Genomic DNA, 15,751 nt, shown 5'->3' on the forward strand with positions numbered 1-15,751 from the left:
TTGCTCTTAACTTTCTACTCCCTGCTTACGCTTGAGCTGCTCTTTGATGAGGTCACCCAGACTGGTGGTACCCGTCGCTGCACTCCGGGCATACTGCTGGGCTGCCGACGCCTGTTCTTCGGCTGTTGGAGCTGCCGCGACCGCATCACGGGCCCTGGTGCTTAAGGTCAGGGTGCGGTTTTTACGATCGACAGCGGCAATGGCCACCTCGATCCTGTCACCTGCCGCCAGGGTTTGCCCCTTGTTCAGTTCACGCTGGGGCAGATGGCCCTCAACACCTTCACCCAAGCGGATTTCCGCACCACGACCATCGACGGAAATAACTTCTCCTTCTACCAGAGCACCTTTCTCATTGGCCACAACAAACTGAATGAAGGGATCGGTTTCCATCTGCTTGATACCGAGACTGATGCGTTCACGTTCCGGATCAATGCTGAGGACCACGGCTTCCAGGGTATCGCCTTTCTTGAAATCGCGTACCGCTTCTTCTCCACTTCGATCCCAGGCGAGATCGGAAAGATGAATCAGTCCGTCAATGCCACCATCCAGACCGACGAAAACCCCGAAGTCGGTAATGCTCTTGATCTGGCCGGAAACCCGGTCGCCTTTCTGGAAGTTCTGGGCAAAATCCTCCCAGGGGTTAGGCAGACACTGCTTGATGCCCAAAGAAATGCGCCGACGTTCCTCATCAATGTCGAGAATCATCACCTCGACTTCCTGACCGACATGCAAGGCCTTGGCGGGATTGATGTTCTTGTTGGTCCAGTCGATTTCGGAAACATGCACCAGACCTTCCACACCCTCTTCAATTTCGACAAAGGCACCGTAATCGGTGACATTGGTGACCTTACCGAAAATGCGGGTGGATTCGGGATAACGACGGGCAATATCGCGCCACGGATCTTCTCCCAACTGCTTCATACCCAGAGAAATGCGGCCTCTTTCCCGGTCGAACTTGAGTACCAGCACGCGCACTTCGGCACCCACAGTCACCACTTCGCTGGGGTGCTTGACACGCCGCCAGCCCATATCCGTAATATGCAGCAGGCCATCGATACCACCCAGATCAATAAACGCACCGTAATCGGTCAGGTTCTTGACCACACCATCGAGGATGGCACCTTCCTGAATGCTTTCCAGCAATACGCCACGCTCCGCGCTTTGTTCCTGCTCAACCACTGCGCGACGCGATACCACCACATTGTTACGCTTGCGATCCAGCTTGATGATTTTCATCTCGAGATCCTTGCCTTCGAGATAGGCCACATCACGCACCGGACGCACGTCCACCAGCGAACCGGGCAGGAAGGCCCGAACCCCATCAATGCTGACCGTGAAACCACCCTTGACCTTGCCGGTCAGGAAGCCATGCACCACGGCATTGTCATTAAAGGCTTTTTCCAGATCGACCCAGGTCTTGGCACGCCGGGCTTTTTCCCGGGACAGACGGGTTTCACCCATGCCGTCTTCCACCAGTTCCAGACAGACTTCAACCGAGTCCCCGACCTTGACCTCGATTTCACCCTCGGCATTGCGGAACTGCTCGGCGGGGATAGGCCCTTCAGACTTCAGACCAACATCGACAATGACAAAATCATTATCCACTCGGGTCACTGTGCCAGTGAGTAACTCGCCGGGCTTCAGGCCCTGGGTACTCTGGCTTTCCTCAAACATCTCGGCAAAACTGGGTTCAGCAAGCATTTCAGCGTTAGGGGTGGTCATAAATTTCAATAGGCCTCATTTACCGGGAGCACCGCAGGTGTCCCTGATTACTGCTCAATGCCAAATTTAATGGCGGTTTCGATTCTCCTGCAATGCGGTTTTTACCCACGATTGCAAGACCCTGTATGTTTCGACGACTGTTTGCCCGCTGGTATCCAGAATACGAGCATCCGCAGCAGGCCGGAGCGGCGCGACACTGCGTTGTTGATCCCGGGCATCCCGTTCGGCAATTTCCGCCACAACGCTGGCGAGGTTAGCACTAATACCCTGTTCCATCAACTGATTGAGCCGCCTTTTACCGCGTTCTTCGGCACTGGCCGTCAAAAAAACCTTCAATGACGCTTCCGGGAAAACCACCGTACCCATATCCCGCCCATCGGCGACCAGGCCGGGAGCCTGGGCAAAATCCCTTTGCCGTTGCAGCAAGGCTGTACGTACGGCAGGAATGGCGGCAATTTGCGAGGTCAGGACACTGATGTGCGGAGTCCGTATAGCCTCATCGACCGGTTCATCCTGGAGCAGTACCTGGGTCTGCTCAGCCTCGCCCCGGAAACGCAGGGGCAAATTCAGCGCCAGTTGGACCAGCCCTGCCTCATCATCACGCTGAATTCCGGCCCGTTCTGCAGCCAATGCCAGAGCGCGATAAATGGCGCCGCTATCCAGCAAATGCCAGCCCATGTCCCGGGCCAGCAAGCGCCCCAGAGTTCCTTTGCCGACCCCGCCCGGTCCATCCAGCGTCACCACCGGTATCCTGCTCATGCGTCCAACAGATCCAGGCCTAATCCCGCCTCTTGGGCCAGCACCGGAAAGCTGGGGAAAGAAGTCGCCACATTGGCACAATCGAGAATTTCAATATTGCCCGAGGCTACCAGTCCGGCCATGGCAAAAGCCATGGCAATGCGATGATCACCATGACTATCCACCTGTCCACCCTGGATGGAGGCAGGCGTAATCACCGCACCATCCGGGCGTTCTTCCACCGGTACACCCAGGGCGCGCAAGCCTTCCGCCATCACGGCGATGCGATCACTTTCCTTGAGCCGCAATTCTTCGGCGCCGGTAATCGTACTGGGCGTTTTTGCACAGGCTGCAGCCACAAAGAAGGCCGGAAATTCGTCAATGGCGAGAGGCACCAGATGGGGAGGCACATCAATACCCCGCAAGGGCGCATGGCGTACTCGGATGTCCGCCACCGGTTCGCCACCGATTTCGCGCAGGGCGGTCAGATCAATCCGCGCACCCATGCGGGTGAGAATCTCGATAATCCCGGTACGGGTGGGATTAATACCCACGCCTTCCAGCAGCAGGTCAGAACCCGGCGCAATAGTGGCTCCCAACAGAAAAAAGGCAGCCGATGAAATATCGCCGGGCACCTGGATGGATTGCCCACTGAGCCGTCCGCCCCCTTCCAGGCAGACGCGATGGTCTTGTCGGGATACCGGGTAGCCAAAACCATTCAACATCCGTTCGCTATGGTCCCGGGTGGGCGCCGGCTCGCTGACACAGGTTTCGCCTTGCGCATACAAGCCCGCCAATAAAACGGCGGATTTGACCTGGGCACTGGCCACCGGCATATCGTAATGGATGCCGGTGAGGGGCTTACCCTGAATCTGCAAAGGCGCTTTGCCATCCTGGGAATGAATATCCGCGCCCATGGCCGTGAGCGGCTGCAAGATCCGGTCCATGGGCCGTTTGTGCAGACTGACATCACCGACCAAGGTGCTGGCAAAAGTCTGTCCGGCCAAAACGCCGGCCATGAGGCGCATCGCCGTGCCTGAATTACCGCAATCCAGCGGTTCTTGCGGCGCTTGCAGACCCTGCAGGCCCACCCCTTGAATACGCAGATGGCCCTGATCCGGGCCATGCATTAAAACGCCCATGGCCCGGAAAGCGGCGATGGTGGCCAACACATCATCGCCTTCCAGCAAGCCGCTGATCTCCGTGACCCCCTCAGCCAGCGCGCCCAGGATGACGGAGCGGTGAGAAATGGATTTGTCGCCGGGAACAGGAAAGCGGCCTTTGAGTGCTGAGCCGGGGCGCACAAGATATCGGGTAGTCATTCAGACGGGTACCGGAGGAAAATGAAATTGTTGACGGACGGTCTTGCCACGGGACAGCCAGGATTGCAGCTCGGCAGTAGCCCCAGCGGCGAGAAGCTGCTCCGCGAGTTGCAGATTTTGCTGGACTTGTTGCAACTGCTGGCGCACGGCCTGACGGTTTTCCAGGAGAATTTCGGCCCACAGCGCGGGGTTGGAATCAGCAATTCGCGAAAAGTCTCGCAGGCCACCGCCGGCAAGATTCTCCAAGCCGGGGAACCGGGCTTCCAGACCTGCCAGATACATGAAAGCCAGCAAATGCGGGACATGGCTGGTGGCAGCCAGGGCTTCATCATGAGCCATGGGCGACATTTCCTGGACCTCGGCACCCAGAGCCGTCCAGAACTGCCGCAGTTTTTCCACAGCCTGAGCATCGGTCTGGCCCGGGAAGGGGGTAAGAATCACTTGTGCCCCACGATACAGGTCTTCGCGTGCTGCATGGAAACCGGTCAATTCACTACCGACTACCGGATGCCCTCCTACAAAGCGGGAGCCCAGCAAATCCATCGCACGTCGGGTAATGGCATTTTTGGTGCTGGCGATGTCGGTCACCAGCGCCGAGGCAGCGGCCCAGCGCGCTATTTCGTCAAGCTGGTTCAGCATGATCCTGGGCGGGGTGGCCAGCAAAATGAGATCGGCATCGGCCAGCACTTCCGGCAACACCGGGCTCAACTCAATCTGCCAAGCTTCGACACTATCCTGCAAAGACTCTACCGCAGCGCTGCTGGCCAGCGCCGCCCGGATGCGGCCTCCATATCCCGCAGCCCGCAGCGCCTTGGCAACACTGCCACCCATCAGCCCGAGGCCTACTATCGCCAATTGCTGAAAGGGAATTTCCGGCATCTTACAGTTCGCGACCTATGGCCGCTGCAACTTTATGCAAGTCATTCATCAGCGCCATCAACTGCTGGGGACTGAGTGCCTGATCGGCATCACACCAGGCCTCTTCGGGACAGGGGTGGGATTCCACCAGGAGACCATCGGCACCGGCGGCAATGGCGGCCCTGGAGAGTGCGGGAACCAACCAGGATTTGCCTCCCGCATGACTGGGATCGACAATGACCGGCAGATGGGTTTCTTTTTTGAGTACCGGAATGGCGGTGACATCCAGGACATTCCGGTAGGAAGTCTCGAAGGTACGAATGCCACGCTCGGCAAAAATGATCTTGTGATTACCATGGGCCGCAATGTATTCCGCTGCCATCAGCCATTCCTTGACGGTCGCACTGAGGCCACGCTTGAGAATAACGGGAACATCCAGACGACCCACCTCTTTGAGCAGATCGAAGTTCTGCATGTTGCGAGTGCCGATCTGGATGATGTCCACGCCTTTTTCCAGGAAAAGATCAATCTTGCGCACATCCATCAGCTCGGTGACAATGGGCAGGCCGACCGCATCCGCAGCCGTGCGGAAATAGTCCAGCCCTTCATCGCCCACGCCCTGAAAGGTGTATGGACTGGTACGGGGTTTGAAGGCGCCTCCGCGCATCAAGCGACAACCGGCAGCCTTCACCGCCTCGGCAGCGCTGCACATTTGCTCTGGCGTTTCCACCGAACAAGGCCCGGCGATCACCTGAATCTGCTTGCCGCCAAAGGGAATCCCCCGCACCTCGACAATGGTATCGGTGGACTTGAATTCACGGCTGACCAATTTATAGGGTTTGAGAATGGGCATGACCTGTTCCACGGCAGGCAAGGATTCCAGTGCGCCTTCCGGCAGCAAGCGTTCGTCACCCAGCAGACCCACCACCGTCCGTTCCGAACCGGTGCTGACCATGGGCTGCAGGCCATACTGACGAATGCGTTCCAGCAGTTGCTCCATCTGCTCTGCGCTCACTTGCGGTTTGACGATGACGATCATGGGATTACAGGACCTCGCCCAGCATTGTAAGAAAACGTTGGTTTTCCACCGGCAGACCAACACTGACCCGCAGATGATCCGGCATGCCGTAAGGGGTAAGCGGCCGGACGATCACGCCCCGAAGCAGCAAGGCCTCATAGACGCGCTGTCCACCTCCCGGCACGGCAAAGGCGATAAAGTTGCCTGCAGGCGGCAGGATTGTCAATCCAAGATTGCACAATCCATCGCGGAGGGCCACGATTCCCTGACGGTTGTTGTCCAGGGTGGCCTGCAGATGGGCACGATCCGTCAGTGCGGCATGCGCCGCCACCTGCGCCAGCGTATTGACGTTGAAGGGCTGACGAACCCGCTCCAGCACCGCCATCAGGTCGGGGTGGCCGATGCCGTAACCGCAACGCAGACCCGCCAGCCCATAGGCCTTGGAAAAAGTACGGGTAAGCATCAGGTTACTGAAGCGCCGAAGCCATCGTCTGCCATCCGGATAATCCGCCGCGTCCATCAGTTCCAGATAGGCTTCGTCCAGTACCACCAGCGCATGGGAAGGCACGCTGTCGATAAAGGTCTCCAGGGCTTCCGCCGTAAGATACGTACCCGTGGGATTGTTGGGATTGGCGATAAAAACCAGCCGGGTATTGGCGTTGAGCAAGCTGGCCATGGCATCCAGGTCATGACCGTAATCCCGCGCTGGGGCAACCCGTACCGTCGCACCACTGGCCTGCGCGGCAATGGCATAAGCGGCAAAGGCATACTGCGAGACAATCACCTCCGTACCCGGCCCAGCAAAGGCACGCACCGCAAGCTCCACCACCTGATCGGAGCCGTTGCCGAAAATAAATTGCCCAGGGTCCAGATCGAACTGACGGGCCAGCAGTGCGCGCAATTCCGGAGCCGATCCTTCGGGGTACTGCGCCAGGGCGGGCAACACCTCGCGGATGGCCGCCAGCGCGAGAGGGCTCGGACCTAAAGGGTTTTCATTGGAGGCCAGTTTGACGGCGTCACGGATACCCAGTTCCCGTTCCAGTTCCGCCAGGGGCTTGCCCGGCTGATAGGGACGCAGGTCGGATACCCCTGCTGCCGCATATTCCAGATAGTGATTGCGCATTAAAATACCGCTCTGGGATAACTGCCGAGACAGCGATAGAAAGACGCCTGTTGTGCAAGGGCATCCAGCACCGGTGCAATGGCGGCATCCTGACAATGGCCAAGCAGATCGAGATAAAAGACATACTCCCAGATGGCCGAGCGTGCGGGCCGTGACTCGATGCGCGTCAAACTGATGCCCGCGTCGGCCAGCGGTGACAGTAGCGCGTGCAGACTCCCCGGACGATTGGCACCGGCCACCACCAGGCTGGTCTTGTCATTCCCGGTAGGTCGCGTATGGATTTTACCAATGATCAGAAAACGGGTGGTGTTCTCCGGATTGTCTTCGATCCCCGCGGCCAGAATGTCGAGGCCGTACGCTTCCGCAGCGAGGATCGTGGAAATGGCGCTGCCCTCGGCATCTGCCGCAGCCCGTTCCGCGGCAACCGCGTTGCTGGCCACATCCACCAATTCCGCCTGCGGCATGTGGGTCGCGAGCCACTGCCGGCACTGGGCCCTGGTCTGATAATGAACGTAGACACGGCGAACGGTGGAAATGGGCACCTTGGCCATCAGATTATGGACGATGCGTAACTGGACCTCGCCACAGATCTGCAAGGGGTAATCCAGGAGCAGATCCAGACTGAGGTTGACGGAACCTTCAGTGCTGTTCTCTACCGGCACCACACCAAACCGGGCCTGGCCACTGTCCACCAGGCGGAAAATTTCGGCGATCCCCGCGGTGGGCTGCAGAACGGCCGCGCGCCCAAAATGCTTCTGCGCCGCGATCTGCGAAAACGTGCCGGCGGGTCCAAGATAGGCTACTTGCAAGGGTTGCTCCAGGGCCAGGCCGGCAGAGATGATCTCCCGAAAAATGATGGCAACCTGTTCACTGGAAAAGGGCCCCGGGTTGTCGGCCATGACCCGGCGGAGAATCTCCGCCTCACGGTCCGGATGGTAAAAATTCACTTCGCCCGCAGCCTGCTTGACGGCACCCACCTGCTGCGCAAGCCGGCCCCGCTCGCCGAGCAGTTGCAGGAACTGCTGATCCACCTGATCGATGGCCTTACGCAGGGCCGCCAGCTCCGGGTTTTTCATAACCGCAACATGCGGGCAGCCAAGACCCCCGGAAGGGTGGCAACCTGATCCAGCAACACTTCCGTCAGCGGCTGGTCGACGGCGATGAAGGAGAGTGCCGCTCCCGCGGGTTTTTCGCGGCCCAGGTGAAATTGCGCAATATTGATGCCCGCTGCGCCCAGCAACCCACCGATACGCCCGATCAGACCGGGCTCGTCGCGATTCTGGATATAGAGCAGATCCCCCGCCAGAGGCATTTCCACGTCGATACCATCCAGTTGAACCAAACGGGCCTGATGCTCATGAACCAGGGTTCCCACCGCCACCCGCTCACCCCGATCCATGCGCAGCGTCACCGCGATTCGGGAGCGCAGTTCGTCGGCTGATTCGCGTTTGCGGGTTTCGATGCCTATGCCGCGCTCCTTGGCGAGGACCGGGGCGTTGACCGCGTTGATGGTTTCCGGCAGGGCACTCTGCAGAATGCCCTTGAGAATGGCGGTGGTGAGGGCCGCCGTATTGAGTTCGGCAACTTCGCCGGCATATTCGATCACCACTTCGCGCAGTCCGGAACCTGCCAGTTGCCCCAGAACCAGTCCGAGCCGCTCTCCGAGGTTGAGGTAGGGCTGCAAGAGCAGCAATTCCTCCTCTTTGACGGACGGCAGATTGACCGCATTCTGGACCACGCCACGCAACAGGTAGGCACTGATCTGCTCGGCCACCTGGATGGCGACATTGGCCTGCGCCTCTTCAGTGGAAGCTCCGAGATGTGGCGTACAGATGAAGTTGTCCAGTTCCAGCAAAGGATTGTCGCCATGCACCGGTTCCTTGCAGAAGACATCCAGAGCCGCAGCGCGCAAGTGCCGGGATTTCAGGGCATCGTACAGGGCTGCCTCATCCACGATGCAGCCACGTGCGGCATTCACCAGGATGGCACCCGGCTTCATTTTGGCAAAGGTCTCGGCACGGAAAAGGTTACGGGTAGCCTCCGTCAGCGGCGTATGGACCGTTAAAAAATCGGCACGGGCCAGCAGCGTATCCATCTCCACCAGTTCCACGCCGAGGTCGGCCGCACGGATCTTGGAAAGGTAGGGATCGTAGGCGATGACCCGCATCCCCAGACCTTGGGCGCGGGCAATCACCAGCGAGCCAATATTACCCGTGCCGATGATACCCAGGGTCTTCTGGTAGAGTTCGACCCCCTGGAAACGGGATTTTTCCCACTGCCCCGCCTTCAGGCTCATGGTGGCCTGGGGGATCATCCGTGCCGCCGCCATCATCAGCGCGATGGCATGTTCCGCAGTCGTCACCGTGTTGCCATAGGGGGTATTCATGACGATCACGCCGCGTTTGCTGGCCGCATGGATATCGACATTGTCCACGCCGATACCAGCCCGCCCCACCACCTTCAGGCGGCTGGCAGCAGCGAGCACGTCGGCATCCACGTTGGTCGCCGAGCGTATCGCCAGACCATCGTACTGACCGATGATTGCGCAAAGGGCCTCTTTGTCCAGACCTGTTCTTGTCTCTACGGCGATACCCTGTTGGTGAAATATTTCTACCGCACGTGCAGACATTTTATCAGCGATCAAAACGGTCGGCATGGTGACGCTCCTAACCGTGCTGGCGGGCGAAGTCCCGCAGGTAGTCCGCCAAGATCTGTACGCCAATTTCCGGCATCGCGTTGTAAATGGAGGCGCGCATGCCACCCACCGAGCGGTGCCCCTTGAGCTGGATCAAGCCATGGCTCCTGGCGCCCTTGAGAAAGGCTTCATTCATGGCCGCATCCGCCAGCGTAAAAGGCACATTCATGCGTGAGCGATTGCGGGGTTCCACCGGATTGGCATAAAACCCATGGGATTCATCGATGGCGTCATAGAGCAACCGGGCCTTTCGCGCGTTGATCTCCGCCATCTTTTCAAGGCCGCCGAGCTGTTTGAGCCACTTGAAAACCAGACCAGCGACATAGATAGCGAAGGTCGGCGGGGTATTATGCATGGATTCCTCTTTGGCATGGACGGCGTAATCCAGCATGGTGGGGATGCTTGCCGGCGCGTGGCCGATGAGGTCGTCACGGACGATGACCAGGGTTAGACCGGCAGGGCCGATATTTTTCTGCGCACCGGCATATATCAGACCGAAACGGCTGACATCCATGGGCTTGGAGAGAATATGGGAAGAGGCATCACTGACCAGCGGAATATCGCCCAGATCCGGAATGAAATCGAACTCCACGCCGCCGATGGTTTCGTTCCCGGTGATGTGCACATAGGCAGTGTCCGGGCTGACCTGCCAGTCCGCCTGCATGGGCACGTAGCTGGCGTGGCGATCCTCGTTGCTGGCGGCAACCTCCACTGCAGTGAAGCGCCGCGCTTCCGCAATCGCTTTCTTGGACCAGATTCCCGTCTGCACATAGCTGGCCTTGCCATGACCGCGCAGCAGGTTAAGCGGAACCATGGCGAATTGCAGCGTCGCCCCGCCCTGCAAAAACAAAATCTTGTAATTGGCCGGAATGTCCAGGAGATCACGCAGATCCTGTTCAGCCTCGGCGGCGATCTTCATGAATTCAGGACCACGATGGCTCATTTCCATGACCGACATGCCGCTGCCATGCCAATCCAGGAGCTCTGCCTGAACCTGTTCCAGAACCACATGGGGTAAAACTGCGGGACCAGCGCTGAAATTGAAAATGGTTTGATTCATAGTGCAGTTACTGGGGCAGATCGGTCTGCTCCCCCTCCTCTTCGTCCGTATCGGCAATCAATGCCAGTCCCGCGAGTTGTTCACCCTCGCCCAGATTAATCAAACGCACCCCCTGCGCATTCCGGCCGGTGCGGCGGATACTGTTCACCGCGATACGAATCAGAGTGCCATGGTCGGAGACCAGCATTAATTCGTCCCGCTCCGTTACCGCCAGCGCGCCGACCACGTCACCATTACGCTCGTTGGTCTGGATGGCAATGACGCCCTTCCCGCCCCGGTTGGTGCGGCGGTATTCGTCCACCGTCGTCAGCTTGCCATAACCATGGGTGGTCGCCGTCAGCACCACCTGATCGGGATCCACCAGTTGCGCGGAAATGACCCGATCCGTTTCTTCCAGGGTAATGCCGCGCACACCCCGGGCATTACGACCCATGGCCCGGATTTTGTCTTCATTAAAGCGCACCGCCATGCCATGCCGCGTAAACAGCATGACCTCGCGCTGCCCGTCGGAGAGACAGACACTCACCAGACGGTCACCATCATCCAGATGGATGGCATTGATGCCCTGACTGCGTGGCCGGGAATAATCCATCACCGGGGTTTTTTTGACCACGCCATGGGCGGTGACCATACAGACAAACTGGCCTTCGGTGAAATCCCGCACCGGCAACACTGCCGTAATGCGCTCCGTGGGCGCCAGGGACAACAGGTTGACAATGGGTTTACCCCTGGCCCCCCGACCAGCCTGGGGCAACTGATAGACCTTTTGCCAGAAGACCTTGCCGAGATTACTGAAAAACAGACAGTAAGCGTGGGTAGAGGCGCAGAACATGCGCTCCACAAAATCTTCTTCCTTGGTCGCCGTCGCCATTTTGCCCTTGCCACCACGACGCTGGGCATTGAAAACCGTGACCGGTTGGGCCTTGATGTAACCCGCATGGGTAAAGGTCACCACCATTTCCTCTTCGGCAATCAGGTCTTCATTGGAGATATCGCCCGTATCCGCCAGGATTTCACTGCGGCGTTCGTCCCCGTACTGGTCGAGAATAGCCTCCAGTTCTCCACGAATCACTTCCATCAGGCGCTGGTTGGACCCGAGAATCTCCAGCAATTCCTTGATCCGATCCAACAAACCGAGATACTCGTCCCGAATTTTATCCTGCTCCAGACCCGTCAGACGGTGCAAACGCAAGTCGAGAATGGCCTGGGCCTGGGCTTCGGAAAGATGATAACCATCGGCCTGCATGCCCTCAGAGGGCTCGCCCCGCTCCACCAGCAGGGCGGCCACCATGCCCGGTTCCCAGACCCGTGCCAGCATCTTTGCCTTGGCTTCCACCGGGTTTGCGGCGGCTCGAATCAGACTGATGAGGGGATCCAGATTGACCAGCGCCACCGCCAGACCTTCCAGAATGTGGGCGCGATCGCGGGCTTTTTTCAACTCAAAAATACTGCGCCGGGTCACCACCTCACGGCGGTGTTGCAGGAAGGCCTGCAGCAGATCCCGTAAGCCCAGGGTCCGTGGTGCTCCGTCCAGCAGGGCGACCATATTGATATTGAAAACACTTTGCATGGCCGTGTGCTGGAACAAATTGTTGAGCACCACATCGGCATTGGCATCCCGTTTGAGTTCAATGGCGATACGCATACCGGATTTGTCCGATTCATCCCGCAGGTCACTGATGCCTTCCAGACGCTTTTCCTTGACCATCTCGGCAATGCGTTCGATCAGGCGGGCCTTGTTCACCTGATAGGGCAATTCCGTGACAATGATGCTCTGTCGGTTGGTTTTTTTGTCCGTCTCGAATTCCGTGCGGGCACGCATGACCACGCGGCCGCGACCACTGCGATATGCCTCGATGCTGCCCGCCCGACCGAGAATGTAACCGGCGGTAGGAAAATCCGGGGCAGGCACCAAATCGAAAAGTACTTCATCGGGGATTTGCGGATCATCGACTAGGGCCAGGCAGGCATTGATGATTTCCGTCAGATTATGGGGCGGAATATTGGTGGCCATACCCACCGCAATACCCGCCGATCCATTGATGAGCAGATTGGGGATGCGCGCTGGCATGACCAAGGGTTCCCATTCTTTCTCATCATAATTCGGTCCGAAATCCACGGTTTCCTTTTCGAGATCGGCGAGCATTTCATGGGCGATGCGCGACATGCGGACTTCGGTATAACGCATGGCGGCCGGACTATCGCCGTCCACCGAGCCAAAGTTACCCTGCCCGTCGATGAGCGGGTAACGCATGGAAAAGTCCTGGGCCATCCGCACCATGGTGTCATACACGGCAGTATCCCCATGGGGATGGTATTTACCAATGACATCACCCACCACACGCGCGGATTTCTTGTAGGGCTTATTCCAGTCATTGCTCATCTCATGCATGGCAAAAAGTACGCGCCGATGCACGGGTTTCAGGCCATCGCGGGCGTCCGGAAGGGCTCGTCCGACGATCACGCTCATGGCGTAATCCAGATAGGATTGGCGCATTTCCTTTTCGAGGCTGACGGGAATGGTTTCTTTGGCGAAATCTATCATGTGGGGACCGGATATCCTGAATTATTTTAACGCAGCATTATGCCATAACAGGAAACATTCTGCATGTTTCAGACCCGCAGTTCCGCGAGGCTGTGCAGATAGTCCGGCCGGGCAACCCCTCTTTCCGTAACAATCGCGCTAATCAAAGCCGCGGGCGTCACATCGAAGGCCGGGTTGCGCACCGGGACTCCGGCCGGGGCTACATCATGGCCTGCACACTGCCGCACTTCACTTTCCGGACGCTCTTCGATGATGATTCCTGCGCCAGCAGGCATGGCAAAATCCACGGTGCTCAGGGGCGCCGCCACATAAAAGGGGATGCGGTGATACTGGGCCAAAACCGCCAGACCATAGGTGCCGATCTTGTTGGCCGCATCCCCATTGGCGGCAATACGATCAGCGCCCACAATCACCGCCTGGATAAGCCCCTGCTGCATCAGGTAAGCCGCCGCACTGTCCGCGTTCAGATGAAAGGGAATACCATCTTTTTGCAATTCCCAGGCGGTCAGGCGCGCGCCCTGGAGCCAGGGTCGGGTTTCATCCGCATAGACCTGCAGCTGCTTGCCGGCCGAAATGCCCGCACGGATGACGCCAAGGGCGGTCCCGTAACCACCGGTCGCGAGGCTTCCCGTGTTGCAATGGGTCAGAATGCCACCCTGCTCGGGTAACAAGGCTGCACCGTGGCGACCCATCTGCTGATTATCGGCGATATCCTGCTCCAGCAGGGCATGGGCCGCCTGCAGCAAAATAGCGGCGGCGGTATCCGCAGAAGTCTCTTTTTGCGCCAGAGCCAACTGCCGATCCGTAGCCCAGGCCAGATTGACAGCCGTAGGCCGGGCCGCCTTGATCTCCGCTGCGGCTCCTGCCAAACGCTGCTGCCAGTCCGCCAGTTCGCGCATCTCCTGGAGCGCCAGGGCCATGGCATAGGCCGCCGTCACGCCAATGGCCGGTGCTCCCCGCACCGCCATCTGGGTAATGGCGACGGCGACTTCCCGATAATCACTGAGCTTCAACCAGACTTCCTGTTGTGGCAACAGGCGCTGATCCAGTAAACACAGCCGGTTGTCTTCCCAACGAATGGCACGAATATTATCGACAATAGGCACAGATCATCTCCTGGGTGGCAGACTAGGGTGGCGGCGGATAAAATACCCGGCGCGCTCAATATACGGATCAACGAAATATCTGTAAAATATTGTCCCTTGCCCGTCCCCGATGATTTGGGGAAAAACCGGCAGACTCCCTTTCCCTACAGGTTTTGATCATGTCATCAAGCACTACTTACCCTACCCTGCGCCTGCGTCCGAAGGAGGACCGCCGCCTGCGTGCCGGCCATCTCTGGATATACAGCAACGAAATTGATGTCGCCAGGACGCCTTTGCAGGACGTGACTCCGGGTAGTGTCTGCAAAATAGCAGATGCCCAAGGCAAGGCCATTGGTCTGGCCCATATCAACCCCCATACTCTCCTGTGCGGGCGCCTGCTCAGCCGTAATCCGCATCAGATCATCGACAAGCACTTTTATCAGGAACGTCTGCTCCAGGCCTTGCGCATGCGCGAACGTTTATTTTCCGCGCCTTTTTATCGGCTCGTGCATGGCGAGGGCGATGGCTTGCCCGGTCTGATCATTGATCGCTACGAGGATACGCTGATCCTGCAACCGGGTAGTCTCGGTATGGAGCAGGATATCGCGCTGATTAGTGAGGCGTTGCAAGTCTTATTGCGTCCTACTGGTATCTTGCTGAAAGCAGGTGGCGCAGTACGCCGTCTGGAAGGTCTGGAAGATCGGGTCGAGGTTTTGTCTGGTCAAGTTCCAGAACGCTTAATGGTTTGGGAAAATGATTGTCTATTTGAAATGGACCCCTACGGCGGCCAAAAAACCGGCTGGTTTTACGATCATCGCGCCAACCGCCGCCGCCTGATGCTCCATGCGGCAGGGCGACGGGTTCTGGACTGTTTCGCCTATCTGGGTGCTTTCAGCATTCCTCTGGCTAAAGCAGGGGCCCAGGAAGTGACGGCAGTAGACAGCTCTGCACCGGCTCTGAAATTACTGGAGGAAAATGCCCACCGCAATACCGTGCCTCCTATCCGGATCATCCACGACGATGCCATGGACAGCCTGGCCAGGCTGCGGGATCGTGGCGAACAATTTGATCTGATCGTCCTCGATCCACCCGCCTTGATCAAATCCAAAAAAGACTTCAAGGAAGGCAGCATCGCCTACCGACGCTTCAATGATCTGGCCATGCGGCTGCTGGCACCGGGTGGCATACTATTTACCGCGTCCTGCTCGCATCATCTGAGCCGGGAAACCTTGCTCAATCATATTGCCTTTGGCGCCCAACGGGGGGATTACGCCATCATCGCCGAAGGCACCCAGGATATGGATCACCCCATTCACCCGGCGGTGCCGGAAAGCAACTACCTCAAGGGCTTCTTCATCCACCGTCGGGAAGAGTTACCCGAAGAGGCAGAAAAGATCGCCTGATCACCAGGCGCGATGGATTCTTGTCGCCATGCCCGGTGGCAGGTACAATCGCGCCCACGCCGGCGTAGCTCAGTTGGTAGAGCAACCGATTCGTAATCGGTAGGTCGGAGGTTCGACTCCTCTTGCCGGCACCATTAAAAACAAGCACTTGGCTTAACGGCTAGTGCTTAATTTGTGCACGA

The 15,751-nt window shown here is 58.3% G+C and carries 12 protein-coding genes and 1 tRNA gene; 2 read left to right on the forward strand and 11 right to left on the reverse strand.

Annotated elements, in window-relative coordinates; translation table 11 throughout:
* Positions 1-6 precede the first annotated feature (6 nt).
* The 11 genes from rpsA to mtnA all read right to left on the reverse strand — a co-directional run bounded on the left by rpsA (position 7) and on the right by mtnA (position 14,187).
* Positions 7-1,722 carry a 30S ribosomal protein S1 gene (rpsA, locus tag ACJU26_RS10805; protein ID WP_414039656.1) on the reverse strand — a complete coding sequence of 572 codons (1,716 nt, stop codon included), beginning with the start codon at positions 1,720-1,722 and terminating at the stop codon, positions 7-9.
* A gap of 66 nt (positions 1,723-1,788) precedes the next feature.
* A complete protein-coding gene (gene cmk, locus ACJU26_RS10810) occupies positions 1,789-2,481 on the reverse strand; it encodes a (d)CMP kinase (RefSeq protein ID WP_414039657.1) in 693 nt (230 codons plus the stop codon).
* Positions 2,478-3,782, reverse strand: a complete 1,305-nt coding sequence (gene aroA / locus ACJU26_RS10815) for a 3-phosphoshikimate 1-carboxyvinyltransferase (protein WP_414039658.1) — start codon at positions 3,780-3,782, stop codon at positions 2,478-2,480. Before aroA ends, cmk begins: the two co-directional genes overlap by 4 nt.
* Positions 3,783-4,661, reverse strand: a complete 879-nt coding sequence (locus tag ACJU26_RS10820) for a prephenate dehydrogenase (protein ID WP_414039659.1) — start codon at positions 4,659-4,661, stop codon at positions 3,783-3,785.
* A 1-nt stretch (position 4,662) separates the two neighbouring features.
* Positions 4,663-5,679, reverse strand: coding sequence for a 3-deoxy-7-phosphoheptulonate synthase (aroF, locus tag ACJU26_RS10825; protein WP_414039660.1), 1,017 nt, complete (start codon positions 5,677-5,679; stop codon positions 4,663-4,665).
* A 4-nt stretch (positions 5,680-5,683) separates the two neighbouring features.
* Positions 5,684-6,781 carry a histidinol-phosphate transaminase gene (hisC, locus tag ACJU26_RS10830; RefSeq protein ID WP_414039661.1) on the reverse strand — a complete coding sequence of 366 codons (1,098 nt, stop codon included), beginning with the start codon at positions 6,779-6,781 and terminating at the stop codon, positions 5,684-5,686.
* Entirely contained in the window at positions 6,781-7,857 is a 1,077-nt protein-coding gene (pheA, locus tag ACJU26_RS10835; RefSeq protein ID WP_414039662.1) for a prephenate dehydratase, read from the reverse strand. The genes hisC and pheA overlap by 1 nt, the downstream gene beginning before the upstream one ends.
* Positions 7,854-9,437, reverse strand: coding sequence for a phosphoglycerate dehydrogenase (gene serA, locus ACJU26_RS10840; RefSeq protein ID WP_414039663.1), 1,584 nt, complete (start codon positions 9,435-9,437; stop codon positions 7,854-7,856). Before serA ends, pheA begins: the two co-directional genes overlap by 4 nt.
* A 10-nt stretch (positions 9,438-9,447) precedes the next feature.
* Positions 9,448-10,536, reverse strand: coding sequence for a 3-phosphoserine/phosphohydroxythreonine transaminase (serC, locus tag ACJU26_RS10845; protein WP_414039664.1), 1,089 nt, complete (start codon positions 10,534-10,536; stop codon positions 9,448-9,450).
* Positions 10,537-10,543: 7 nt separating this feature from the next.
* Complete coding sequence (gyrA, locus tag ACJU26_RS10850; RefSeq protein WP_414039665.1) at positions 10,544-13,081, reverse strand: DNA gyrase subunit A; 2,538 nt, start codon at positions 13,079-13,081, stop codon at positions 10,544-10,546.
* 68 nt (positions 13,082-13,149) lie between these two features.
* On the reverse strand, positions 13,150-14,187 hold the full coding sequence (mtnA, locus tag ACJU26_RS10855) for an S-methyl-5-thioribose-1-phosphate isomerase (RefSeq protein ID WP_414039666.1): 1,038 nt from the start codon (positions 14,185-14,187) through the stop codon (positions 13,150-13,152).
* A gap of 158 nt (positions 14,188-14,345) precedes the next feature.
* Between mtnA and ACJU26_RS10860 the strand changes: the two genes are divergently transcribed.
* Complete coding sequence (locus ACJU26_RS10860; RefSeq protein ID WP_414039667.1) at positions 14,346-15,569, forward strand: class I SAM-dependent rRNA methyltransferase; 1,224 nt, start codon at positions 14,346-14,348, stop codon at positions 15,567-15,569.
* Positions 15,570-15,627: 58 nt separating this feature from the next.
* Positions 15,628-15,703: transfer RNA gene (locus ACJU26_RS10865), tRNA-Thr, on the forward strand.
* Positions 15,704-15,751 lie beyond the last annotated feature (48 nt).

The organism is Acidithiobacillus sp. M4-SHS-6 (assembly GCF_047421495.1).
Classification (GTDB): Bacteria; Pseudomonadota; Gammaproteobacteria; order Acidithiobacillales; family Acidithiobacillaceae; genus Acidithiobacillus.

Coding starts and splice junctions, on each gene's coding strand:
- rpsA (WP_414039656.1), bottom strand. CDS start 1,722: ATGACCACCCCTAACGCTGAAATGCTTGCTGAACCCAGTTTTGCCGAG.
- cmk (WP_414039657.1), bottom strand. CDS start 2,481: ATGAGCAGGATACCGGTGGTGACGCTGGATGGACCGGGCGGGGTCGGC.
- aroA (WP_414039658.1), bottom strand. CDS start 3,782: ATGACTACCCGATATCTTGTGCGCCCCGGCTCAGCACTCAAAGGCCGC.
- ACJU26_RS10820 (WP_414039659.1), bottom strand. CDS start 4,661: ATGCCGGAAATTCCCTTTCAGCAATTGGCGATAGTAGGCCTCGGGCTG.
- aroF (WP_414039660.1), bottom strand. CDS start 5,679: ATGATCGTCATCGTCAAACCGCAAGTGAGCGCAGAGCAGATGGAGCAA.
- hisC (WP_414039661.1), bottom strand. CDS start 6,781: ATGCGCAATCACTATCTGGAATATGCGGCAGCAGGGGTATCCGACCTG.
- pheA (WP_414039662.1), bottom strand. CDS start 7,857: ATGAAAAACCCGGAGCTGGCGGCCCTGCGTAAGGCCATCGATCAGGTG.
- serA (WP_414039663.1), bottom strand. CDS start 9,437: ATGCCGACCGTTTTGATCGCTGATAAAATGTCTGCACGTGCGGTAGAA.
- serC (WP_414039664.1), bottom strand. CDS start 10,536: ATGAATCAAACCATTTTCAATTTCAGCGCTGGTCCCGCAGTTTTACCC.
- gyrA (WP_414039665.1), bottom strand. CDS start 13,081: ATGATAGATTTCGCCAAAGAAACCATTCCCGTCAGCCTCGAAAAGGAA.
- ACJU26_RS10860 (WP_414039667.1), top strand. CDS start 14,346: ATGTCATCAAGCACTACTTACCCTACCCTGCGCCTGCGTCCGAAGGAG.